Source organism: Amycolatopsis sp., assembly GCF_025464955.1.
Classification (GTDB): Bacteria; Actinomycetota; Actinomycetes; order Mycobacteriales; family Pseudonocardiaceae; genus Amycolatopsis.
The window spans coordinates 37,096-58,943 of sequence record NZ_JAODNM010000156.1 but is presented as its reverse complement, the minus strand read 5'-3'; the positions used below and the strand labels follow the sequence as shown (position 1 = coordinate 58,943).

Sequence of the window (21,848 nt, the reverse complement as noted above, 5' to 3'; positions counted from 1 at the left end):
CTGCACATTATCGCCCTCGACCAGCGAGGACATGCTCGTGCGGGTCATCTCAGTCGATCCGTATCTCGCCCTGCATCAGGCCGGGTTGCTGTGAACCAGTGGACTCAACTCACCCTGACACGCAGGGTGCTGGCGACAAGAGCTGGTATCGCTCTCGCGGCACGGCGGACAACTCGACCAGATGGTGCGTGCCACAGGCGTTGCGTCCGGTATGCGCCGGTTCTACCATGTCACTGCGGTTCAGCAGGGAGCCGCAACTGTCGTCGTCAGTCCGTCTGTTGGTGTCGTGCCCGATTGATGGTAGGAGGCAGTCATGCGTGATGGTGTCGGCCGGTCGCCGTTTACCTCGTCGCACTCCGTGGAGTTTCTGGTTGAGAGCCCGCGAGTGGTCGTTGTGACGCTCGTCGGCGAGATAGACCTCGCGTCTGTCGGTGAGCTGGAGAAGCAGTTCGTCCGGGCGTGGGAGCCGGCGCCTCCGGCGGTGGTGGTCGTGGACACCGCTGCGGTCGAGTTTTTCTCCAGCCCGGGGCTCAATGTCCTCCTCGACGTTCGGCGACGTGCCGACATTGACGGAACAGAGTTCCGGGTGACCGTCGAGAGTTCCTTCGTGCGCCGGGTACTGGAGGTCACCGGGATGGATGAGTATCTGGCGGTGTATCCGTCGCGGGCGGACGCGCTGGCCGATATCGACCTCGACTAGCTCCGCTGTGCGGATCAGTGGATGGGCAGCGGCCGGCTTATGTGCCGACGATGTCCACGCGGGGTGCCCACCGGCGGATCAGGGACAGGCCTCTGCCTTGTGCGAGGCTTGTCCCCGAGGGCGGTGGGCGCCATCGGCCGTGGTCGGTGATCGTGACTGTCTCAGGACGGTTCAGCTGTGGCCCCCTCGGGAACCTTCTCCGAGTGAGCCCACTGCGACCGAGGAGAACCGGATGATCGCCGATTCCCAGGCAGACGCGAGCGCGGCTACCGATATCGATCGCGCTGCGCACGCGTACTGCCCCGTCTGCCACCCGGCACCACAACCGGGCGACCGTGTCACCGCGCTGTGTGGTGCCAGCCATCCGTTCTGGGGTCGCCGCGAACGACCGGTCAACACCTGCCCGGGCTGCGCGGCTCTGGCGACCGCGGTCGTCTTCGAGTGCGGCCATTCCGGCTAGTACCCGCGAACGCAGAGTCGCGTGTCGGCTTCGGGGGGTCGTCGAGGCGGGGGAGCGCGACTTCCCGCAGGATCAGCAGCAGCGCTGCGGCGGTGGCACTCGTCAGCGAACGCGTTCACCCGGTCGAGAGCGTCAGCGAACCCCGGGTCGGACGGTTCGGGGCGGTCGCAGTTGTAGATCAACAGTAGGTACTGCACGTGTCCTCCAGTCATCTGTATCCAGGGCGGTCGAGAAGGACCGCGTTGACCTGACCGGCAAAGCCGAGCAGCGCGGACCCTGTGGTGTGCAGCCAGGGCAACCGAGTACGTGGAGTTCCGGTGCCGGCGTCACCCGGCGGCGGTGGCGCAGCCGGACCGCGCGGGGCGAGTCCGGGTGTCGTCATCGGCATTTGCGGCCTGCTCCTTGGTCTTGCGTTCGTTTACGCCTGGTTCCGGGCGAATCGTGAATCTCGTTGATGAGCGCGGAAATGAGACTGGCTCGGAGTGCGCGTGTGGGTAGGACGGTTGCGGGGTAGTCCGTCGGCATGAGCCATCCCGATACACAACCCGCTGACGCGTCTTCGGTGACGATCACGCCGTGTGAGAACGGGCCATTGCTGGTTCGTGGTGACGTGCGGATGTTGTCTCAGTCCGGTGAGGTCATCGAGTCGGGCCGTGACACGGTTGCCTTGTGCCGTTGCGGTCATTCGGCCATCAAGCCGTTCTGCGACGGCACGCACAAGGTCGCGAAGTTCCGGGCCGCCAGCGGGTCTGAGCGTGACCCGCTGCGACCCGGGCCGGTTGACACCGACAGGTGACCGCTGCGGTGTCAGGCCGCGACCGTGCTTTCGACGGGGAGAAGCGCACTGACGCCGGCGTTCCACTTTTCCAGTAGATACGCTGACGCGGCGTTGTCGACGGCAAGCGCGCAGGCGGCTCCGAAGAGGATGTCCCGGGTGGATTCGGGGTGGTCGTGGGCATAGGCGCCGCACATCTCGTGCGCGGCGATCTGCTCGTGCACCGCGTCGGCTTCGACGTGCTCGTCGTAGAAGAGTGTCGTCGTGCGGTCGTAGCCGAGGCGGCGCAAACCGTTGCCGTAGCGGCGGTTGGGCAATGACGACGTCATCTCGAACACGGCCAAATGCCCCAGCAGCGCCGGGGTCCATCGCCGGTGCAGCCCGAACAGCGACATCGTATTGCTCACCGCGAGTGTCACCGCGGGGACCTGATCGAGAAAGGCACCGTAGGTGTCGTCGAGACCCAGGTCACGCATCGTGGCGCGGAACAGTTCGGAGTGCATCCGCTCGAGCCGGCCGCCGCCGTATTCGTCGGCTTGGATCTCCACCAGGGCCGCTTTCGCGCGCCCGCTGAGGCGTGGAATGGCCCAGCTGTGTGGATCGGCTTCTTTGAGGTGGTAGATCGAGCGGTGTGCCACGAACTCGCCGAACTGGTCCCCGGAGGCCTCCCGCTGCAGGTAGGTGGCCAAGGCCGGCCCGGTGTCGGCCTCGATGAGTGCGGTGAGCGCTGCGGGTACCGAGGCCGGGTCGGCAGCCGTCTGAGCGTCGCGGGTGAGGTGTCGCAGACTGGACAGGAACCGGTCCTCCAGCGCGGTTCTCAGCGCCAGCATGGAGAGATCCGTTTCCCAGTCGGCGTCCACGCCCTGGAAACCGCGATAGCTCAACTCGTAGCAGATCCACAGACTCGCCTGCAGGTCCTCGTCCTCGAGGGCGGATCCCGGGCCTGCGCCGCGGGAGTTGCGCGCGTGCTCCAGCACAGCAACGGGCAGTGGATGTGGGGCGTGGCACAGGCTCGACACCAGAGCTGTGCTGATCGGGCCGCGGGGGCGGGGCAAGCGCATGGCGGGTCCTTTCTCGACTGAACATTTGCGGCGCGTCGCGACGACCGGAGTGGTACCCCACGATCGGCGGTTTCATTCCCCTCGCGACGCAGCTCACCCGCGGTGACCACGCGGTGATGAATCGTTTCGTCATCGTTTCGATCCCCGCTGGTATGGGTACGCAACCCATCTAGCCGTGGATAGGTCGGCTAACCGCAGTTCTTTTCTCGAAGACAAAGGAGGTCTCTCCGATGAGCACCATCACCGAGTCGGTCGACGTGAAAGCCACTGTCTCCGCCGCCTACAACCAATGGACCCAGTTCGAGTCGTTCCCGCGATTCATGGATGGCGTCGACGAGATCCGTCAGCTCGACGACACCCACACCCACTGGACGGTTAGCGTCGGCGGCATCACCAAAGAGTTCGACGCCACGATTACCGAGCAGAATCCCGACGAACGAGTCGCGTGGGCCTCGGACTCCGGCCCCACCCACGCCGGGGTGATCACGTTCCACCGCCTTGACGGTGATACCACTCGGGTGACCGCGCAGATGGACATCGACCCGGACGGGTTCGTCGAAAACGTCGCCGACAAACTCGGGATCCTCGACCGCAAGGTCAAGGGGGACATGGAGCGGTTCAAGACGTTCATCGAGTACCGCGACGGTCAGGAGACCGGCGCGTGGCGCGGCGACGTCGATCGGCCGAGCCAGCACTGAGCAGAGACGGCAGCCGGGGGTACTTGACGAGGCATGACCGAACCTCTTCACGCGGTCGCCCTGGTGTGCAGTCTGAAACCATCGCCCGCCCGCTCCAGCAGCCAACTCTTCGGCCCAGCAGGTTCTCGGTGTCGAGGTGCGGAAAGCATTGCTGTGCCGGAAACTGGGCAGTAGTCCCAGTCGAGGTGGTGGCGGTCATGGTGCTGGTCAAGGTCGAGGGAGTGGCGGTCCTCCCGCACGATGGCACTCCCGTGATCGTGTTGCGCGAGGCCGCTGGCCATCGGCGATGGATGATCATTACGGTCGGGCGTCCCGAGGCGCGGGCCTTGGTCGCCGCGCAGGAACACATCAGTCACGATCGCGCCGATACGCTGGAGTTGTTGGTCGCGCTGGTCGATGTATTCGGCCGTAATGTGGAGCGCGTGGAGATCGTGGCGTTGCGCGATGACCAGTTCTACGCGGAGGTGGTTTTCGACGCCGGGGTGCGGGTGTCCGCCCGTCCTAGCGATGCTGTCGCGATCGCGCTGCTGGTTGAGGTGCCGGTCTTGGTCGCGGACACCGTGCTTCAAGAGGCCGGGCGCGCACACGGCGTGGTTGCCGACGACGAGGATGGTGCGGCCGAGAACGATCAAGTGACAGAGTTCCGCGAGTTTCTGGATGTCGTCTCACCGGAAGACTTTGACGATCTACCGCCTGGGTAGACACTGCTTGCGTACGTTGTCCGGGGGCCGAGGCTTCGGTGTCCCATTCGCTGCACAGCGAGGCCGGCGGGCGTACATCCGGGAGATCCCAAGGTTTTGCGCTACTGTTCTGCGCGTTCCCGCGCTTCGTCGGCCGCCGCTTTCGCACGCGCCTTCTCCGCTGCTGCTTCCTTTTCGGCGACCTCGCGCTGGGCTTCGGCCTTGTCCTGCTGTGCCTTGCCTTCGCGCTGCAGCGAATCGTCGCCCGCAAGCGTGCCCGCGGCCTCTTTGACTTTTCCCTTGACGTCCTCCACGACGCCCTTGACGCCTTCTTCGGGTCCGCTGCTGGTGTCGGCCATGGTCAGTACCTCCAGGTGATGCGATGTTCGGGTCTTTCGGTGACTACCCATTCGCGGGTTTCGCGAACCGTGAACCTCACTCGGTTGGTCAGGCTTTGTCCTGCATGCCGCCGCGTGCGGGGTTGGCTTGCTCCTCGGCTTTCGGATCTTTCTCATCCTGTTTTCGCCCGGACGCCGGATTCGATCCTGTCGCCGAGGTCCTTGTCCACGTTGCGCCAGTACTCGAAAGCGCGCCGCAGCACCGGTTCGGACACCGCGTTGAGCAGGTGTCCGACTATGTTGTCGGTAAGTCGTGCGCGCTCCGCGTCGTCGAGGACTTCTCGGACCATGGTGCCGGCCTGGCCCCAGTCGTCGTCCTCCTCGTGCGGCGAGTAAGCGGAGCGCACCATTTCCCCGTCGGCGTACCAACCCGCGGGGGTGCCGTAGCGTTCGGTGTCCGCGCTCGGGCCGCCCTTGGAGTTCGGCGCGTACACCGGGTCGGACACCTTGGTGAACCGCATCGCACCGTCCTTGCTGTAGCTGTGGACAGGCGACTGCGGTGCGTTCACCGGCAGCTGCTTGTAGTTCGCGCCGATGCGGTACCGGTGTGCGTCGGCGTAGGCGAACAGGCGACCGAGCAGCATCTTGTCTGGACTGGGACCGATACCGGGTACGAGGTTGTTCGGCTCGAACGCCGCCAGTTCGATCTCCGTGTGGTGGTCGGTCGGGTTGCGGTCCAGTGTCAGGCGGCCGACCTCGGTCAGCGGGTAATCCTCGTGCGGCCAGACCTTGGTCAGGTCGAAGGGGTTGAACCGGTAGTTCTTGGCGTCGTCGAAGGGCATGATCTGCATTTTCAACGTCCAACTGGGATGGTCGCCACGATCGATGGCTTCGAACAGGTCGCGGGTGTGGTAGTCGGTGTCGGCGGAGGCCATCTGGTCGCCTTCGTCCTGGGTGAAGTGCTCGACACCCTGGTCGGTCTTGAAGTGGTACTTCACCCAGAAGCGTTCGCCCGCGGCGTTGACCCACAGGTAGGTGTGGGAGCTGTAGCCGTTCATGTGCCGCCAGGTCCGCGGAATACCGCGGTCGCCCATCAGCCAGGTGACCTGGTGTGCGGATTCGGGGGAGAGGGTCCAGAAGTCCCATTGCATGTCGTGGTCGCGCAGGTTGTTGTCGGCGCGGCGTTTCTGCGAGCGGATGAAGTGCTGGAACTTCAGCGGGTCGCGGATGAAGAACACCGGGGTGTTGTTCCCGACGAGGTCGTAGTTTCCCTCCGTGGTGTAGAATTTCAACGCGAAACCTCGCGGGTCGCGCCAGGTGTCGGGAGAGCCCCGTTCCCCGGCGACGGTGGAGAACCGCGCCAGTACTTCGGTTTTGACACCCGGTTGGAAGACCTCGGCCTTGGTGTAGGCGCTGACGTCGCCGGTGACTTCGAACCGGCCGAAGGCGCCGCTGCCCTTCGCATGGGGTTGCCGCTCGGGCACCCGCTCGCGGTTGAACTGCGCCATCTGCTCGATGAGGTAGTGGTCTTGAAGGAGAATCGGTCCGTCGGGTCCGACGGTGAGGGAGTGTTCGTCACTCTCGACCGGAATCCCCGCGTCCGTGGTGGTGGGTTCGGTTCGGGCTGACGTCATGACCGTTGCTCTCCTTCGTATTGTTCGGTGTTGTGGTCTCCACAGTGGAATACGGATGGGGGTTGCGGTGAGCGGGTGGGCAAGCGACCTGGCTTGTTGATCTGCGCTTCGTCGGCCGCCGTAGCGCATTTATGCGATTGCCGAGCGCCTCGCCGTGAGGACGCGCCCCCGCAGGAGTTGTTACCGCTGCTGTGGTCTTACCGTGGACGGGAGAGGAGGTGTTCCATGCCGCAGATGCGCAGCGCACGCGCCGCGCACCGGGAATCCCCCGTCACGATGAACAACTGCACAGCCGACTGCCGAGCCAGCAGGTACGCCTGATGCAGCACGCGAACTCCGGCCACCCCGAGGAAGGTGACCTCGGATAGATCGATGACCACCACTGAGACCGCGGCACGGAGCCGGCAGGTCACGAGCTCGCTGAGCCGGGGCGCCGTGAGCATGTCCACTTCGCCGCCGATGGTGACGATGACCGACACTTGCGTCGGGCGGTGGACGGACACCCACATTTGGTCGGCAGGTGCCCGGGTGGACTCAGCTGAGGCTCGGGCTTGGGGGACGACGCCGACGGGAGCGATGACTGGCAAGGCTGTCATGACGGAGGTACCTCCGATCCGCTGGAGGCGACTACGGCGACCGGAGGCAAGGTCAGATGGCATCGCCGAGTCGGCCTCTGCTGGGCAGGGCTCACACGGCGGCAACTTCTTAACCGCGCATCGAGGCTAACGCTCGGACACTGCGTCCGCAACACAGCAGGGCGGCTTCGCGTTCGCCGAGAAGGTTCGCTGATGAGAATTCCCGCGATGTGTATCCGGCAGCCGAGCTGGAGGACGAAGGGTTCGCAGCCGGTGACGAAGTGTTCAGGGCCACCGCACCTGGATCCGGGGGCTACGCCGAGTACGCGCTGACCACGGTGAGTCAGCACGTCGCCCAAGCCCCTGCAGGTGTCGTTCACCGATGCTGCCTACGACAGAGTCACCCAACTGGGCCCGAAGACAGGGCAGACGCTGCCAGTCAACTTCCGCCGAGCAAGGCGACCCGTGACACTGCGGCGGGGTGGTCCATCGCGAGGCGGAATGCCACGTAGCTGCCGCGGTCGTGTCCGGCGACGGAGAATCCCCGCCGAAAGGAGGTGCGGCGCAACTCGGTGCCAGGTCGCGGAGGTACGCGTGTGCCCGTGCGGCAGCACGACTGCCGGCCCCGCGCCGCCGTGGCGAACCCGCAGCACCGCCGGCCCGACGTCGATCCGCTGATCCTGGAACCCTTCGAACATCGCCCAGCCCTATCGCTCCGTTTCCGATGAGGCAACGGTGATCGCGAGCAGGTCCACGACATCCTCCGGCCGCTCGCGCCGGCGGAAACATGCCCGCTGTCGATCCGCACCGCTGCCTTCGGAGGCAAGTCGGGCGATCCCCTGGCGTACGAACTCGAGGTCACCGGCCGCGTCGAGAGCGGCCGTCGAGGTGGCGACGAGCTCCCCGACCACCTCGTTCACCGGCGCCAATTCCATGGTGCCCGGGTGAAGGCAACGACCCGAGGCCCCGTCGCGCGAGGCGCGCCACAAATGCGCCCGAAGCACCTCATTCGACAGCCGTTCCGCGGGTTCGCCCGAATCGAGAGCCGTCGCCACGAGACCCCGGGTGAGCGTGGCGAGCAGGACGGCTTCCTCCGGGTTCGCCGCGACGTCGGCGACACGCAGCTCGATTGTGGGCAGGCGATCGGACAGCCGGGCGTCCCAGTACACCATGCCCTGATCGAGGAGGGCTCCGGCTCGCCTGCATGCGTCGATCGTCGTGTCGTATTGGTCCGTCGAGGCGAAGTGTGGCGGTGGGCCGGCTGAGGGCCATCGTCCCCACTGCTGGTATCGCCAGCTGTGATAGCCCGTGTCCTTACCTTCGGCCACCGCGGAGTTCGCCGTGATGGTCAGCAGCGCGGGGAGCCAGGGCCGAAGGTAGTTCAGCACCCGCACCCCGCTGTCGCGGTCTGGGACGGCGACATGGACATGGCAGCCGCACGTCACTGTGCTGCGGGCGATGGCACCGAAATGGTCTGCCATGTGCTGGTAACGCCGATCCGAGGTGATCCGGACGCCGGCCCGTTCGTCCAGCAGCGTCGTCGCGCTGGGCAGCAGTCTCAGGTCTCGGTCGGCTGCTTGCTGAGCCAGTTCCGCCCGTAGGGAACGGAGTTGGCGAAGTGCCTCCTCATGCGAGTGGCAGACACCCGTAGCCGTTTCGGCTTGGGACCTTGTCAACTCCCGCTGGAGGTCGCCTTGATCATGCTCGGCGGCGTCAACGACATCCACGGCCGCTTCGGACAGCTGCCCTGCTTTGTCCACGACGAGGAATTCTTCTTCGACCCCGAACGTCAGGCGATCCCGTGAAGCCGTTGCTGTCCTTGGACTGGCGTGGTCAGCTCGCGTTTCCACCGGTTTCGCTCCCGTTTCGTGGAGGGGATTGTGGCCTACGAGCTCATCGAATACCCCGCTGACATGGCGTCGAAACCCCTATTGCGGTCAGCTACCTGTCGACCGGCCCGGACCCACCTCCGATCGTGCTACTGGTGGATGCCGAACGGCCCCAAGTGTCCGCCGTCCGTGCGCAGCGATTCCAGCATCGTGAACTGGTTGTCGAAGGTGAAGACGTCCACAGCCGCGAGCTTGCCCGCGTATTTGGCGATCACCGCGTCGGAGGCCTGCCGGGTGGCGGCGTCCAGGTAGCTCTTGAAGATCGCCCACGCGTTGCCCGTCGGGCCGTACTTGGCGAGGTACGGGGCCGGGTCCAGGCCCGCAATGGCGGCGTCGGCGTTGACCCGCAGGTCGGTCACGTAGTCCTTTTGCAGCGTGGCGTCGGCGCGTGTGCCCAGCCTGCCCAGATGGCCACCGACCAGTGTGCGCCACGGGTAGCTCAATGCGACGTCGTGCATCCGCACCCAGTTCGGGATCTCCTGGGAGATCCCGAACTGCTTGAACGGCACCCACCCGGGGAAGAGAACGTCCACCAACATCAGGGTTTCCTGCTTTGGCGCGTAGATGAAGATGTTGTCCGCCGAGTGGTTCGGGCCGTGGTAGTCCAATTGCAACAGTTCGCCGCCGACGCGCAATGTGTAGTGGTCGTCGAAGGTGATGGTTGGCAGGGGCCGGTTCGGGTCGTGTGTCTCGCGCAGCAGGCGACCCGTTTCCCGGTGGGCCACGCGTTCGACGTCGGCCCCGAAGATCGTGGCGGCGCCGATGTGGTCGGCATGGGAATGCGAGTAGACGAGGTGGGTGACCTTGCTCGGTTTGCCGCTGGTTTTGGTGACCTCGTCGATGGCACGCTGCAGGTTGCGGCCGATCGTCGGCGGCGCGTCGACCACTACGACGCCTTCGCGGGTCGTCAGGAACATCGACTGGTAGAACGAATCGGTGACCCAGTAGAGGTTTCCCTTGATCTGGCCGACGTAGTAGCCGTCGGAGTTGAGGGCCGGGCCCATCGAACTCGGCGGGATCGGCAGGTAGTCGGGCAGATCGCCGACCGCACCCTGTGCGGTACCGGGCAGGGCGAGAAGCCCTGACGCGACGGGGACCGTGAGTGCGGCGAACGTGAGGAATGTGCGTCTGGTCGGAGTCATTTCGTGTCCTTCTCAGGAAGTGGCCGAAATTGCGGCGCGATGTACCCTGGTCTATTTACGTTGGCAGGCAGGGCCGCGCGATGCTGATCGCAGCCCAGTCGGGTCCTCCTGATGGGAGCGATGAAACCGCCCTCGCCATGGGGTATCGGCTTGGTGAACGTGCCCCGCATGACACTGGCTTGAGCACGGCGCGACGATCCATGGTCACAGCTCCTTCATCCAGGATTGCGCACATAACGAACAGCCGGTAGGTCCCACCCGAACTGAGTGTCCGCATTAGCTGGGTCCGCAGGGAAACCCAGGTTCCTGATCCAATCTTGTGCCGAGTCAGGTACACCTCAACGATACGAACTCGACTGCCGCGATGCGATGACCAGGATGCTCACGTTTTTGTCCCTCCGTCTCACGCTTTGAACGAATCGGTATCCTGATTGCGTGGACCCTTTGTCTGAAGTGCTGAATCTGACTCATGTCCGAGGCACGGTCGCCGGCACCATCGAAGCGGGGGACGACTGGGGCGTGGCCAACGACCAAATCCCCGGCGCGGCGTTCCATACGATGGTCCGGGGTGTCGCCTGGCTCGAACTGGACGGCCATCCACCGCTCCACCTCATGCCGGGCGACCTGCTGCTGCTGCCGGGCGGGCCACACCATCGCCTGGTCAGTAAGCCGGGGGCTTCGGCAGAACCGTTCGATCGCCAGGCCTCTCGCCAGAAAATGACCACCGGAGGCAGGCTCACGATCGGACGCGGCGGGGCGCACACTCGAATCCTCTGCGGCTCCTTCTCTCAGGACGCCGCGCTCAACGCTCAACTCCTCACCTTGCTGCCCCCGTTGATCCATTTGCACCCAGATCCGGAAAGGCCGACAGATCTCGTGCTGCATCTGTTGGCACACGAGATCAGCGGCATACGAAGCGGTACCGCCACCGTTCGTGACCGGCTCTTGGACGTGCTACTCGTGCACATCATCAGGGCGTGGCTGATGACCAACGAGGCCGAACCCTTGCCGGCGTCCTGGCTCACGGCGCTCCGTGACCCGTTGGTGAGCGAGGCACTCACCGCGCTGCACGGCGACGTCGCCCGCGACTGGACCCTCGCCGATCTCGCCGCGCAACTGGCCGTGTCCCGCGCGACGCTGGCTCGCCGGTTCAGTGCACTCGTCGGCCAGACACCACTCGCCTACCTGACGAACTGGCGGATGGAATTGGCGGCCGACAGCCTCAGGTCTACGAACGAACCCATTGGTCCTGTCGCCCGTTCCGTCGGCTATACCAGCGAATACGCCTTCAACCGGGCATTTACCCGCGTCCGCGGCATGCCTCCTGGTCGTTTCCGCACCCTCGCGCAGGCAGAACTCAGCCACCCAGAACCCGGATCGGCCAGTCCGACGACGACCGGGAAGTCCGACCGGTGAGTAATGAGCCGATGCCACGCGTCTGGGCGTCGGCCGGAGACGTCGCGATCGCGCCCGCAGGAGGCTGGTTCGTCTTTCCTGCGGCAAGGACGGGGTGCCGGTGTCCGTGAGGCACCTGGTGCGCCCGGGACCCGTGTGAGTGAACGGCTGCCCAACCGATTCGTATCGGGGGACCCCTGGTACGAATGATTCGTACCAGGGGTCGATACCCAACGTGACGTGGATCTGACGGTCGGCCACGTCGGACGGGTGCTGGTGTTGTGGCTGCTGAGGTTCCTGCGGTGGGTCCGGCGGGTCGGGGACGTCGTGAAGGCCACCTTCACCGCGTCCTGCGCCGATGCCTGGAACCTAAGGGTGTCCGGTGGTTGGTCGGTTGAGGTGGGCGGGTTCGGCTCTACTGCAGCAAGGACCGGGGCGAGTTGGTGCCTGCGCAAGGGGTCCGAGAGCCTGTCGCGTCGTGTCGGGTGACTGGCGGGGCTGATGTGGCAGGTGTGACGGGTGTGACGCTGTGACCTGTCGTGAAGGCCACCTTCATGGCGTAAGGCCTGGATCCGCCGACGGTGGAGATTGGTGATCTTGGTCGGATTCGTTGGTCTTGCTGCAGCAGGACTGTGGCAGTAGGGCGTTCGCAAGTCGGCGGTGAGTTGCGATTCGGGAAGCGCCGTCACCGTCGTGCATGCGCTCCCGTCGACTGCCGATGCTCGCTACGCCCGGTCCCGTTCGTCCCGCCGACCCCTGGTAGGAATGATTCGTACCCGCCGTCCCCCGATTCAGTACCGTTGTCGGCGTTCGCAAGTCGACGGCGAGTTGCTGGTGTGCCGGGAATGCAGTCAGGGCTCGTCAGTGTCGCGGCCGGATGATCCGGTCGCGACACTCACGAGCCCTGGGGTGGGGTCGGTATTCTGTTACAGGTGAACGGTGTTGCGCCTGGGTCTTCGAAGCGGATCAAGATGGGCGGGCGGGATGAAGTCCGGTCTCCCGTCACCACCCATCCGCACTTCCCAACCACCACAATGCACAAGACGGTGATGCCGCTGACACAGCAAGGTCAAGTTGTCCAGATTTGTTGGCCCGCCGAGGATCCAATACACGATATGGTGCCCGTCGCAGTGTTTGGCGTGGCTCTTACAACCGGGAAACGCGCAACCGCGGTCCCGCATGACAAGTCTTCGCCGTTGCCCGGTGGTGATGATCCGCTTGGACCGACCCAAATCCATCTGCTCACTCTCGGTGCCGAGAACAGCGGGGATCACCTTGCAGTCACACGCCAACATCCGCGCTTCCGCTGCCGTGATCACACCGCCATAGTCGAGCATCGCGGTCCCGATGCCGGACTTCAGTGTTTCGTAGTCCACGGTGACCGCCACATGGACACGGTCACCACCGTGAGTCGGGATCTCGTCGACGGTCATCGCGAGGCGGACCAGGTCGACCAACGCGTCGGCTTGACGTTCCCATTGACTGCGGGGGTCGCGGCCTTCCTCTTTCGTCGAGTGCGGCTTCGCGAGTGGGTCGAGAGCGGCTCGCAACTGCGCGTAGGCGAGGTTGTCCAGCTTGCCTTTCAGTGTCGCGGACCCGTCGCGGTGTTCCTGGAACGACAGCTCCCGCTCCGGTCTCTCCGGCGGATCCTTCGGCTCCGGCCCATCGGGGTCGAGGGTGTCGAGGATCCGGTCTCCGGCTTTCTTCACCTCAATCGGGGACGCGTTAACGGCAAGGTTGACCAGGATCTTCTCCGCCGCCGTCCGGTCTTCGTCGGACACCGTCGCGGGCATCGCCGTCATCGTCTTCACGATGACGTCGACATGCGCGGGGGTGAGGGCACCGGCGAGTGCGGCAAGACCGGTCAGCGGTGCGACACCGGGGACCTCTGTCCCGTCGATGGTGTACAAGGAGTTGGTGCCGCGGGCACGGACCACGATCTGACGCGCCGCGGGCTCGGACAACCCCGTCGTATGCATCAGCCACTGCACCGCGGAGTTGTACTGGTGAGTCGCCTTGATTCCGTCGGTCTCGGTCTTGGTGACCACGAGCCCCAGCAGTGCGGTGTACCGGTTCATTTCCCGGGTGATCGCCCGGGCGTAGTCGACCAGTGTCACCGGATCGGCACGCCGGATATCGGCGGGATCGGGGAGGGTGGTCGTTACGCTGGGCACTCCTTTATTCTACTACGGATCGAACGTTTATTCGGAACACGTTCAGGTGATACATGTAGTCGCGGAACGTAGTCGTCGGTTATTCGGAAAGCCTGCCACCGCAACGAAATGCGACCATTCGCGTCCTGCAACTGCTTGCCGCGTCACTCACGCACACACCAAACAAACGAGGGCAGTCGCGTACCGTGATTGGCGAAGGATGAACGGCGTTATCCCTGCTTTCACCGCAAGGAAAGTCCCTTTCGCCACTCACGAAACGCAGCCACCAACACAAAGAGACAGGCCCAAGATTCACTGCTACGGACTCCCAGTCCGCCCCGGTCCTTGCTGCAGTAGACCGGACCTGAAAGCGAAACCGCCCTAACGCCGTCAGCCGGCGAGGGTGCGAGCAGAATCCTCCGGCCCAGATCCGCTCGCGCACCCGACGTGAAACCCACCTCAAGATCCACAACGATATTCATCGGTGGATCCAGGTAAGGCGCACTCAACTAGGCCTTCACACCGTCTCGGCCCTACCGAAACTGCCTTCAGGAGCCCCAACAGCCACATCGCCACCACCAGCACCACCTGCACGACGCAACAGGCCCACAGTTCCGCTACCAGCACCCACTCGCCCCGGTCCTTGCTGCTCTGGACAGAACCGACCACCCCGACCCGCCTTACGTTCCAGGCACCGCGTCCTGCGCCGTGAAGGTGGCCTTCACGACACGCCCAACTTGCCGAACCCAACGAGTCCGCTCGCCGCGGTCCTTGCTGCAGGAGAACCAAACCGGCCCACGTCAACCAGCAGCCACGGACACCGCAAACCCACGGATAGAGCAGGAGAACCACAAGTGTGCCCTCGTGGCGCACGCCGGTTATTACACGCCTAATGACCTCGCAGCGCAAAAGTGCGGTCCTTGGGCACGGCGACACTGGCGGGGAATAGAGCGGTTGCGGCCCGCGTTGGCGGAAGGAGCCGGAATCACCTGGATCAACATCGAGGAGTACGTCCGATGAAGGTTGTTATTGACGGCTCGACCGTCGCCGAAGCGTCGGAGGCAGAACTGGTCGAGATCGAAGGGAACTGGTACTTCCCGCCTTCGTCCATCGTCGATGGAGTGCTCTCGCCGAGCGAGACGCCGTACACGTGCCCTTGGAAGGGCGTCTGCGCCTATCAGAACGTGACTACTGCCGCCGGGACCCGCAACGATGGCGCGTGGAGCTACCCGGCTCCCGACGCATCGGCGATCAAACGGGTCGGCAAGGACTTCTCGGGCTACGTTACTTTTGCCAAGCCGGTCAGCTTCGAGTAGCAACTCTGGTTCATACGTGTTTCTGATTTCTTGACGTTCCGCGGGGTCGTCACATCGGCGTGCGGTGTCTCGTCTGACGGTCGTACGCAGAACCGGAGAATCCTTCGGTTCTCGGTGTCGCCGTTTCAGACCGGTCGAGCTGCACGCCGCGCCGAGCCGCCCCGGCGGCGTTGGACCGAGCCGCGACGAGGTCTCCGGTTTCCGGAGACCTCGTCTACTCGATCAATGACACGGCTGGTGGACTCTGTTCACCGGGACGTCCTGGCTTGCGTTCGCCCGCTCGTGTCGGCCGTGGCTGCCGTGGCCGGTACGGGGTCGGGCAGCGGTGCGCAGAGGGCGTCCGCCCCGGTGCCGGCCTTGCGCGGTGGGAGCGCGCCAGTGGCCAGGTACGCGGCTACCTGGTTGTCGACGCACATGTCGCCATCGAGCGAGTCCGCGTGCGCCGTGCCGCCGGGTTCGGCGATCAGGCGGGAGTTCGGATAGAGCTTGCGCACCTCCAGGCTGCCTTCGAAGGGCGTGGCGGCGTCCAGTTCCTCGTCGATCAGCAGCGCGCTCGCGGTCTTCGCGCCGTCGATTCTCACCGGAGTGCTCGGCTTGACCTGCCAGTAGAGGCACGGAGCGTTGAGCCAGGCGTTGGCCCAGGTCTGGTACGGAGCTTGGGCGTAGATCCTCCAGTTGTCGGCCGCCCACCTGGCCCAACTCCTCGGCTGCGGCGCGTCCGTGCACTGCACCGCGGAGTAGCCCGGGAGGATGCGCGCGTTCGGACCGGCAGCCTGCTGGTAGAGCGTGTTCAGCGTGGCGGAGTCACCCCTGTTCACCCAGCCGGCGAAGGCTTGGCCCAACTGATCCCAGCTGGACGAGGAGTAGGCGGCCGACTGGAAGATGTCGGTCCACTCGTCGGGGCCGATGGTCCCCTCGGCCGGCTGCTTCGTCAGCGTGGGCAACTGTGCGAACCACAGCTTCTCCACCGCGGCCTCGGTGCTGCCGAGGTGGAACACGGTGTCGTACTTGGCGACCCAGGTGAACCAGATCTTGATGTTCCGCTCGAACGGGGCGTCCTGGTCCAGGTTGGCCTGGTACCACACGCCCCGGGGATCGACGTTGCTGTCCAGCACCATCCGCCGCACCCGCTGCGGGAACAGCGTGCTGAACACCTCGCCGAGGTAGGTGCCCCAGGAGAAGCCGTAGTAGGTGATCTGCTGCTGTCCCAACGTGGCTCGAATGCTGTCCATGTCCTTAGCCGAGTCGGCCGTCGTCATGTGTTGCAGCAGCGCCGGTTGGTCCTTGGCGCACGCCTGCGCGTAGTCCTTGGACCGGGTCAGCCACTCCTCGGTCAACGCAGGGGTGGTCGGCACGTAGGCGGGCCGGTCCGTGCTGAAGTAGTTCGGATCGCAGGTCAGTGCGGGCACGCTGGAACCGACGCCGCGCGGGTCGAACCCGATCCAGTCGTAGTCACCGCCGACACCGTTCGGCACCGCACTGCCCAGCGTGGACATGCCGAGCCCGGAAACACCCGGCCCACCGGGGTTGGCCAAGGCCACGCCCTGGTACTGCGAGTCCGGCACGGTGTGCAGCACCCGAGACACCGCGAGGGAGATTTTGGCTCCATAGGGGTGCGTGTAGTCGAGCGGCACGTTGACGAAACCGCATTGGGCGTTCGCCTTCTCCAGTGACGGCTTGGTGCATTTACCCCAGGTGATCGAGTCGGCGGTCGGCACCACGCTGTCGGCGGTCGGCGCCGCGGCCGAGGCAGCGACACTCGGCACGATCAGTAGGCTGCCACCGAGCATCACGGTAGTCACCAGGGTGGTAACAAATCTTCGCACTGTGCTCCCTCGTTCGCCGTGGTGTCGCCGACCGTACTGACCGTGGTCAGTGGGACGTCGACCGCTGCTAATAGTTCCGCCTCCCGGAGCAAACTGTGTGCCGAGTGCTGAACTTGGCCCGAACGTGCAAGATATTAGGTATTCCCGTGCCCACCTTTTAGCTATATCCGAATCGTGTTCATGTCGGCCTGGGCAAGCTGACCTCACGGGTGACCGGTAGGGGACTGCGAGGGCGAATTGCCCTTGTCCGCTGCGATCACGTCGTCGCGTGTGATACCGGCTGGGTGCTAAGCGCGACAAGAAAGGTCTTGGACGACTGTCGGTATCCGGGTGCATCGTGGTTCCTGACTGCCAGTGAATGCGCCGCTGCCGAAGCAGACCATGGAGGCTCCTTCAGAAACCTTGACAACGACCGAATCCGTATAGGTCAAGATGCTTTTTTCAAGATCAACTCAAGCTGTGGGCAATCCTCGTTGCTGACCCGGCTGCCAAAAAAAGGCGTTCTCTGGGGCAAACTTGCCGCAACGCTGACGAACCTTCTGCTACTGCGTCCTCCGATTAAATCCACGGGTGGCAGGTCATCCATCGGTAGCTGAACCGTGAGGTGCTCGCCTTCGAGTCCTGTTGTTTCGGCGCGCCAGTCGTGCGGAAGTGTCGAGGCCGTCGACGTGGTCGACGATGTGTCGACGGTCCGCCAGTCGCACTCCGACCAAGTCGCAAATGCCAGCGGGAGTTGTAAATCGCCCATCCGGGCAGCGGGATGAACGACGCCGGCCTCAGCCGTGGTCCCACCTTGGCCTTGATGATGCTGGAGTGAGCCGTTGCGAGCGTGTATCGCCGACTTGCATACGATTCAGATCAGTGATTATCATTATTCATGACTAGTGCATAGTTGAAATTGAGGTGAGTTGTTTTGCCTGAACAAGAGATTCTCATCAAGGGCGGGCACGTGGTGACCGTCGACCCGGAGCTAGGTGACGTGGTCGATGGCGATGTGCTTGTCAGCGACGGCGTCATAGTCGGGGTGAGGACCAACTTGTCGGCCTGCCGCTGATCCTGGAGAGCCACTCGGTGAGCAATTCGCTCTCGCCACTGCTGAAGCGGTTGAGGTAGCTCGACCGGAGCGCGGCGAGGCTGATCGCGTGCTGTCGCGCCACTTCGCCCAGGTCGGCCACCTGCTCATGCGGCCCACTCGACGCGCGGCGGCACTGACCGCTCGGGTGGTCACCGCGTCTCGGCCGCCTTCCGCGAGTAACCGCGCGGCGGCCTCGACGATGCGCTCCGGTGGTGCGGCTTCGTGTTCGCCCGACATAAGATCAATGATAACGGCAGGAATACATCAACGATGCACATCGCCGTCCGAAATCGAACTCCCACGACAGCTCACCTCGCCCGCCGTCATCATCATCGCCGAAATCAGCCACGAAACCACAGGGCTGATTCGGGACGCCCGGCTAGGTGAGGCGGTAGCCGGTGCCCGCGTCGAATTCTGCGGTCAGGGCGAACCGGTCGCCGCGGACGAGGGTGTGACGCCACTCCACCGGGCGCCCTTGGGCGAAGCTGAAGCGGTTGATGGAGAGAGCCGCGACGTCGTGCGCGCAGTGCAGTTGGGCGCGTTCGGTGGCGGTGGGGATGACGGCGTGGATGTCTTCGCGGCCCTGGTCGAGCCGGATGCCGGTCCGGGAGGTCAGCTCGGCGTAGAGGCTGGTGTGGGCGAAGTCGGCTTCCAGCAACGGTGTCGCGAGGGCCGCGGGGAGCCAGACGCGGTCGAGGGCGAGGGGTTCGTCGCCGGCGAGGCGGAGTCGCTCCAGATAGACCAGCGGCGTGGACGCTTCGAGGTCGAGACGTTCGGCGACCAATGCATCGGCGCGGGTGTCGAAGGCGCGCACGACGCTGCGCTGGGTCAGGCCGGCGGCTTCGACGGAGGCGAACAGGCTGTAGAGCGCGCCCATCGGCTGGGCGATCTCCGAGGGTGGCGCGACGCGAGGCTGGCGTCCGCGTTCGGCGACGATCACGCCGTCGGCCCGGAGCTGCCGTAGCGCTTGGCGCACGGTGTGCCGGCTCACGCCGTACTCCTCGACCAGTGCCAGTTCGCCGGGGAACTGCTCGGTGAACTCCCCGGCGTCGAGCCTGGCCAGCAGCTCGTCCTGCAGCTGCCGCCAGAGCGGGCCCGATCCGACGCGGTCGAGCGTTCGCGATGCCATGAGCTCTCCTTACCTCCGGCTCAGACCCTACCGATTGCAGAATGTCCGTACATAGGTTACCGTAAATGTACGGACATTTAAACGGAAGGAGTCGCGCTGATGGTTCAGGTAGAAGTCGTCGCCACCGAGGAACTGGGAGACCGCAGCTATCTGGCCCACGACGGCACGGTCGCCGTGGCGATCGACCCCCAGCGCGACATCGACCGCATCCAGAGCGCTCTCGACCGCCTCGGCGTGCGGTGCACCCTGGTGATGGAGACCCACGTCCACAACGACTACGTCTCCGGCGGCTACCAACTCGCAAAGGTCACCGGCGCCGTCTACGCCGTCTCCGCCCACGACACCGTCGACTTCGACCACCACCCCGTCCGCGACGGCGAGGAGTTCACCGCCGGATCGATGACCGTGAAGGTCGTCGCCACGCCCGGCCACACCGACCACCACCTGTCCTATGTCGTCTCCGACGACGACGGACCGCCGGTCGTGTTCTCCGGCGGCTCGCTGCTCTACGGCAGCGTCGGGCGCACTGACCTCGTCGACCCCGCACGCACCGAGGAGCTGGCTCGCGCCCAGTACCAGTCCGCGCGCAAACTCGCCGCGTTGCTGCCCGGCGAGGCCGGGGTGTACCCGACACACGGATTCGGCAGTTTCTGCTCCGCCGGGCCCACCGGTGACGGCCCGCAGGGCACCCTTGCCGACGAACTCGCCGGCAACGACGCGCTGACCGAGCCGGACGAAAACCGGTTCGTCGAACGCCTCGTCGCCGGGCTGACCGCCTACCCGGCCTACTACGCGCATATGGGCGCCCGCAACCGCTCCGGACCGTCCCCGATCGATCTCTCCACGCCGGAGCGGGTGCGACCCGACCAGTTGGCGGCGCGGATCGCCGCCGGGGAGTGGGTCGTGGACCTGCGCGACCGGACCGCCTACGCCGCCGACCACGTCGCGGGAACCATCGGCATCGGCCTGAGTGCGCAGTTCGCGACCTGGCTGGGCTGGCTGATCCCCTGGGGAACCCCGCTGACGCTCATCGGTCAGTCCGCCGGGCAGGTCGCCGATGCCCAGCGGCAACTTGTCCGCATCGGCATCGACCACCTCGCCGGCCACGCCCTCGGCGAACCTGGCGACCTTGCCGCCGCCGGGACGCGCCGCAGCTATCCGGTCGCGTCGTTCGACGACCTCGCCGGCCGAACGTCCGAGAACAAGGCCGACAACGTCGTGCTCGACGTGCGCCGCGACGACGAATGGGCCACCAGCCACATCCCCGGCGCGCTGCACATCCCGCTGCACGACGTACTGCAGCGCCTCGACGACATCCCGGACACGACATTGTGGGTGCACTGCGCCGGCGGGTACCGCGCGAGCATCGCCTCCGGGCTGCTCGACCGCGCCGGCCACGACGTGGTGTGCGTCGACGACGACTACGCCCACGCCGAGGAACTCGGCCTCGTCACCACGACGGCCATCACCGCCGCTACAGGAGCGCTCCGGTGACCGCGAGCACCCGCGACACCCGGCTGCCCACCGATCCCGAGCACCACGCGCCCTGGGCCGCCCGCATCGCACCCGGCCTGCTGATCGCGCTGCTGGTCGCCGCTGTCGCGACCGCGCTCGGCACATTCGCGCCGATCGTCGGCGGACCGGTGCTCGGCATCGTGCTCGGCGCGCTCGCCGCCACAGTGCTCCCCGGTCTGCGCGGCGAGCGCTGGACCGCAGGCTACGAGGTGGCGTCGAAACCGGTGCTGCAACTGTCCATAGTGGTCCTGGGCACCGGGTTGTCGCTGCAGCAGGTCCTTCACGTCGGCGGCCAGTCGCTCCCGGTCATGCTCGGCACCCTCACTGTCGCGCTCGGCGGCGCCTGGCTGCTCGGCCGGTGGCTCGGCGTCCGCGGCGACACCCAGATCCTCATCGGCGTCGGTACCGGGATCTGCGGCGCGTCGGCGATCGCCGCCACGACGGCGGTCATCAAAGCGAAGCAGGAGCAGGTCGCCTACGCGATCGGCACCATCTTCACCTTCAACATCGCCGCGGTGCTCCTGTTTCCGCCGATAGGGCACCTGCTCGGGATGAGCCCGCACTCCTTCGGGCTGTGGGCGGGCACCGCGATCAACGACACGTCCTCGGTCGTGGCCGCGGCCTACGCCTATGGCGGGGATGCCGGGTCCTACGGCATCGTCGTCAAACTCACCCGCACCCTGATGCTGATCCCGATCGTGATCGTGCTGGCGATCCTCACCGCGCGCAAGCAGGCCCGCGCGGCGGCTGAACGCGACGGCGGCCCGGCGGCCGGGTTCAGCCTGCGGACCATGCCCTGGCGCAAAATCGTGCCCCTGTTTCTGATCGGATTCATCGCCGCCGCCACCCTCGACACCGCCGGGCTCGTCCCGGCCTCGTGGCATCCGGCGCTCTCGGAGCTAGGGACGTTCCTGATCACCACGGCATTGGCCGGGATCGGACTGTCCATGCGGCTGTCGGTGATGCGCAATGCCGGCCCTCGCCCACTGCTGCTCGGCGCGCTGCTGTGGGTCGCGGTCGCGGCGAGCAGTCTCGGCCTGCAAGCCCTCACCGGCACCCTCTGACCACCTCGACACCCAGGAGAACCACGGACTCATGAGTATCCTCGAAACCGTCAAGAACCTGTTTGCCAAGCCCTACCAGAGCGTCGACGTCACCCGGGCGAAGGAGCTGCTCGCCGACGGCGCCGTGCTGCTCGACGTGCGCGGCGACGCGGAATGGCGTGCCGGGCACGCACCCAAAGCCAAGCACCTGGAACTGGGGCAGCTCTCCACCCGCCTCGGCGAACTCCCGACCGGGCGCACGGTCGTGACGATCTGCCGCTCCGGGATGCGCTCGGCCAGCGCCGCCAAAACCCTGTCACAGCACGGCATTCCCGCCGCGACCCTCAGCGGCGGCATGCAGGCATGGCAGCGCGCGGGTGAACCGGTCGTCGCCAAGGGCGGCGGCCCCGGCCGCGTCGCCTGACCTCGCGCCCTCCACCTACA

The 21,848-nt window shown here is 65.6% G+C and carries 20 protein-coding genes; 11 read left to right on the top strand and 9 right to left on the bottom strand.

The genetic code is table 11. The features are described from left to right. Positions 1–313: 313 nt before the first annotated feature. The 3 genes from JWQ81_RS39815 (at position 314) to JWQ81_RS39805 (ending at position 1,956) form a co-directional block, all read left to right on the top strand. Complete coding sequence (locus tag JWQ81_RS39815) at positions 314–700, top strand: STAS domain-containing protein (protein WP_297550098.1); 387 nt, start codon at positions 314–316, stop codon at positions 698–700. A 232-nt stretch (positions 701–932) separates the two neighbouring features. Beyond that, on the top strand, positions 933–1,160 hold the full coding sequence (locus tag JWQ81_RS39810; protein ID WP_297550097.1) for a hypothetical protein: 228 nt from the start codon (positions 933–935) through the stop codon (positions 1,158–1,160). A 523-nt stretch (positions 1,161–1,683) separates the two neighbouring features. After that, positions 1,684–1,956, top strand: a complete 273-nt coding sequence (locus tag JWQ81_RS39805; protein ID WP_297550095.1) for a CDGSH iron-sulfur domain-containing protein — start codon at positions 1,684–1,686, stop codon at positions 1,954–1,956. Positions 1,957–1,967: 11 nt separating this feature from the next. Here the strand turns inward: JWQ81_RS39805 and JWQ81_RS39800 are convergent, their stop codons facing one another. Continuing rightward, the gene (locus JWQ81_RS39800; protein WP_297550093.1) at positions 1,968–2,996 is read right to left on the bottom strand and encodes an iron-containing redox enzyme family protein; all 1,029 of its coding nucleotides are present in this window, start codon (positions 2,994–2,996) and stop codon (positions 1,968–1,970) included. Positions 2,997–3,226: 230 nt separating this feature from the next. On the opposite strand from JWQ81_RS39800, the gene JWQ81_RS39795 reads away from it, so the two are divergent. Both JWQ81_RS39795 and JWQ81_RS39790 read left to right on the top strand, forming a co-directional pair. Further along, entirely contained in the window at positions 3,227–3,694 is a 468-nt protein-coding gene (locus tag JWQ81_RS39795; RefSeq protein WP_297550091.1) for an SRPBCC family protein, read from the top strand. 197 nt (positions 3,695–3,891) lie between these two features. After that, positions 3,892–4,395, top strand: a complete 504-nt coding sequence (locus JWQ81_RS39790; RefSeq protein WP_297550089.1) for a bifunctional nuclease family protein — start codon at positions 3,892–3,894, stop codon at positions 4,393–4,395. Positions 4,396–4,496: 101 nt separating this feature from the next. Here the strand turns inward: JWQ81_RS39790 and JWQ81_RS39785 are convergent, their stop codons facing one another. From JWQ81_RS39785 to JWQ81_RS39760, 5 genes are all read right to left on the bottom strand, one after another. After that, positions 4,497–4,733, bottom strand: a complete 237-nt coding sequence (locus JWQ81_RS39785) for a CsbD family protein (protein WP_297550087.1) — start codon at positions 4,731–4,733, stop codon at positions 4,497–4,499. A 152-nt stretch (positions 4,734–4,885) separates the two neighbouring features. Beyond that, positions 4,886–6,346: a catalase gene (locus JWQ81_RS39780; RefSeq protein ID WP_297550085.1), complete on the bottom strand. Its 1,461-nt coding sequence runs from the start codon at positions 6,344–6,346 to the stop codon at positions 4,886–4,888. Between the two features lie 197 nt (positions 6,347–6,543). Continuing rightward, positions 6,544–6,942 (bottom strand): STAS domain-containing protein, encoded by a 399-nt coding sequence (locus tag JWQ81_RS39775; RefSeq protein ID WP_297550083.1) that lies wholly within the window; start codon positions 6,940–6,942, stop codon positions 6,544–6,546. 686 nt (positions 6,943–7,628) lie between these two features. Continuing rightward, positions 7,629–8,771, bottom strand: coding sequence for a glutamate--cysteine ligase (locus JWQ81_RS39765; protein WP_297550081.1), 1,143 nt, complete (start codon positions 8,769–8,771; stop codon positions 7,629–7,631). Positions 8,772–8,899: 128 nt separating this feature from the next. Further along, positions 8,900–9,952: an MBL fold metallo-hydrolase gene (locus JWQ81_RS39760; RefSeq protein ID WP_297550079.1), complete on the bottom strand. Its 1,053-nt coding sequence runs from the start codon at positions 9,950–9,952 to the stop codon at positions 8,900–8,902. A 435-nt stretch (positions 9,953–10,387) separates the two neighbouring features. Between JWQ81_RS39760 and JWQ81_RS39755 the strand changes: the two genes are divergently transcribed. After that, the gene (locus JWQ81_RS39755) at positions 10,388–11,368 is read left to right on the top strand and encodes an AraC family transcriptional regulator (RefSeq protein WP_297550077.1); all 981 of its coding nucleotides are present in this window, start codon (positions 10,388–10,390) and stop codon (positions 11,366–11,368) included. Positions 11,369–11,587: 219 nt separating this feature from the next. After that, positions 11,588–11,836: a hypothetical protein gene (locus JWQ81_RS39750; RefSeq protein ID WP_297550075.1), complete on the top strand. Its 249-nt coding sequence runs from the start codon at positions 11,588–11,590 to the stop codon at positions 11,834–11,836. A gap of 437 nt (positions 11,837–12,273) precedes the next feature. On the opposite strand, the gene JWQ81_RS39745 is transcribed toward JWQ81_RS39750, so the two are convergent. Then, entirely contained in the window at positions 12,274–13,521 is a 1,248-nt protein-coding gene (locus JWQ81_RS39745; RefSeq protein ID WP_297550073.1) for an HNH endonuclease signature motif containing protein, read from the bottom strand. Positions 13,522–14,516: 995 nt separating this feature from the next. Between JWQ81_RS39745 and JWQ81_RS39740 the strand changes: the two genes are divergently transcribed. Beyond that, entirely contained in the window at positions 14,517–14,816 is a 300-nt protein-coding gene (locus tag JWQ81_RS39740; protein ID WP_297550071.1) for a DUF427 domain-containing protein, read from the top strand. 248 nt (positions 14,817–15,064) lie between these two features. Here JWQ81_RS39740 and JWQ81_RS39735 read toward each other — a convergent pair whose 3' ends face one another. After that, positions 15,065–16,582 carry an alpha/beta fold hydrolase gene (locus JWQ81_RS39735; RefSeq protein ID WP_297550069.1) on the bottom strand — a complete coding sequence of 506 codons (1,518 nt, stop codon included), beginning with the start codon at positions 16,580–16,582 and terminating at the stop codon, positions 15,065–15,067. Between the two features lie 1,514 nt (positions 16,583–18,096). Further along, complete coding sequence (locus tag JWQ81_RS39730; RefSeq protein ID WP_297550067.1) at positions 18,097–18,846, bottom strand: GntR family transcriptional regulator; 750 nt, start codon at positions 18,844–18,846, stop codon at positions 18,097–18,099. Between the two features lie 99 nt (positions 18,847–18,945). On the opposite strand from JWQ81_RS39730, the gene JWQ81_RS39725 reads away from it, so the two are divergent. From JWQ81_RS39725 to JWQ81_RS39715, 3 genes are read left to right on the top strand one after another with little or no spacing between them, the layout of a single operon-like run. Beyond that, positions 18,946–20,340: an MBL fold metallo-hydrolase gene (locus JWQ81_RS39725; RefSeq protein WP_297550066.1), complete on the top strand. Its 1,395-nt coding sequence runs from the start codon at positions 18,946–18,948 to the stop codon at positions 20,338–20,340. Next, positions 20,337–21,425, top strand: coding sequence for a putative sulfate exporter family transporter (locus JWQ81_RS39720; RefSeq protein WP_297550064.1), 1,089 nt, complete (start codon positions 20,337–20,339; stop codon positions 21,423–21,425). The genes JWQ81_RS39725 and JWQ81_RS39720 overlap by 4 nt, the downstream gene beginning before the upstream one ends. A gap of 31 nt (positions 21,426–21,456) precedes the next feature. Continuing rightward, positions 21,457–21,828 carry a rhodanese-like domain-containing protein gene (locus JWQ81_RS39715; RefSeq protein WP_297550062.1) on the top strand — a complete coding sequence of 124 codons (372 nt, stop codon included), beginning with the start codon at positions 21,457–21,459 and terminating at the stop codon, positions 21,826–21,828. Positions 21,829–21,848: the final 20 nt, after the last annotated feature.

Excerpts from the sequence above, each read along its gene's own strand:
- JWQ81_RS39815 (WP_297550098.1), top strand. The coding sequence starts at position 314 with ATGCGTGATGGTGTCGGCCGGTCGCCGTTTACCTCGTCGCACTCCGTG.
- JWQ81_RS39810 (WP_297550097.1), top strand. The coding sequence starts at position 933 with ATGATCGCCGATTCCCAGGCAGACGCGAGCGCGGCTACCGATATCGAT.
- JWQ81_RS39805 (WP_297550095.1), top strand. The coding sequence starts at position 1,684 with ATGAGCCATCCCGATACACAACCCGCTGACGCGTCTTCGGTGACGATC.
- JWQ81_RS39800 (WP_297550093.1), bottom strand. The coding sequence starts at position 2,996 with ATGCGCTTGCCCCGCCCCCGCGGCCCGATCAGCACAGCTCTGGTGTCG.
- JWQ81_RS39795 (WP_297550091.1), top strand. The coding sequence starts at position 3,227 with ATGAGCACCATCACCGAGTCGGTCGACGTGAAAGCCACTGTCTCCGCC.
- JWQ81_RS39790 (WP_297550089.1), top strand. The coding sequence starts at position 3,892 with ATGGTGCTGGTCAAGGTCGAGGGAGTGGCGGTCCTCCCGCACGATGGC.
- JWQ81_RS39785 (WP_297550087.1), bottom strand. The coding sequence starts at position 4,733 with ATGGCCGACACCAGCAGCGGACCCGAAGAAGGCGTCAAGGGCGTCGTG.
- JWQ81_RS39780 (WP_297550085.1), bottom strand. The coding sequence starts at position 6,346 with ATGACGTCAGCCCGAACCGAACCCACCACCACGGACGCGGGGATTCCG.
- JWQ81_RS39775 (WP_297550083.1), bottom strand. The coding sequence starts at position 6,942 with ATGACAGCCTTGCCAGTCATCGCTCCCGTCGGCGTCGTCCCCCAAGCC.
- JWQ81_RS39760 (WP_297550079.1), bottom strand. The coding sequence starts at position 9,952 with ATGACTCCGACCAGACGCACATTCCTCACGTTCGCCGCACTCACGGTC.
- JWQ81_RS39740 (WP_297550071.1), top strand. The coding sequence starts at position 14,517 with ATGAAGGTTGTTATTGACGGCTCGACCGTCGCCGAAGCGTCGGAGGCA.
- JWQ81_RS39730 (WP_297550067.1), bottom strand. The coding sequence starts at position 18,846 with ATGGCATCGCGAACGCTCGACCGCGTCGGATCGGGCCCGCTCTGGCGG.
- JWQ81_RS39725 (WP_297550066.1), top strand. The coding sequence starts at position 18,946 with ATGGTTCAGGTAGAAGTCGTCGCCACCGAGGAACTGGGAGACCGCAGC.
- JWQ81_RS39715 (WP_297550062.1), top strand. The coding sequence starts at position 21,457 with ATGAGTATCCTCGAAACCGTCAAGAACCTGTTTGCCAAGCCCTACCAG.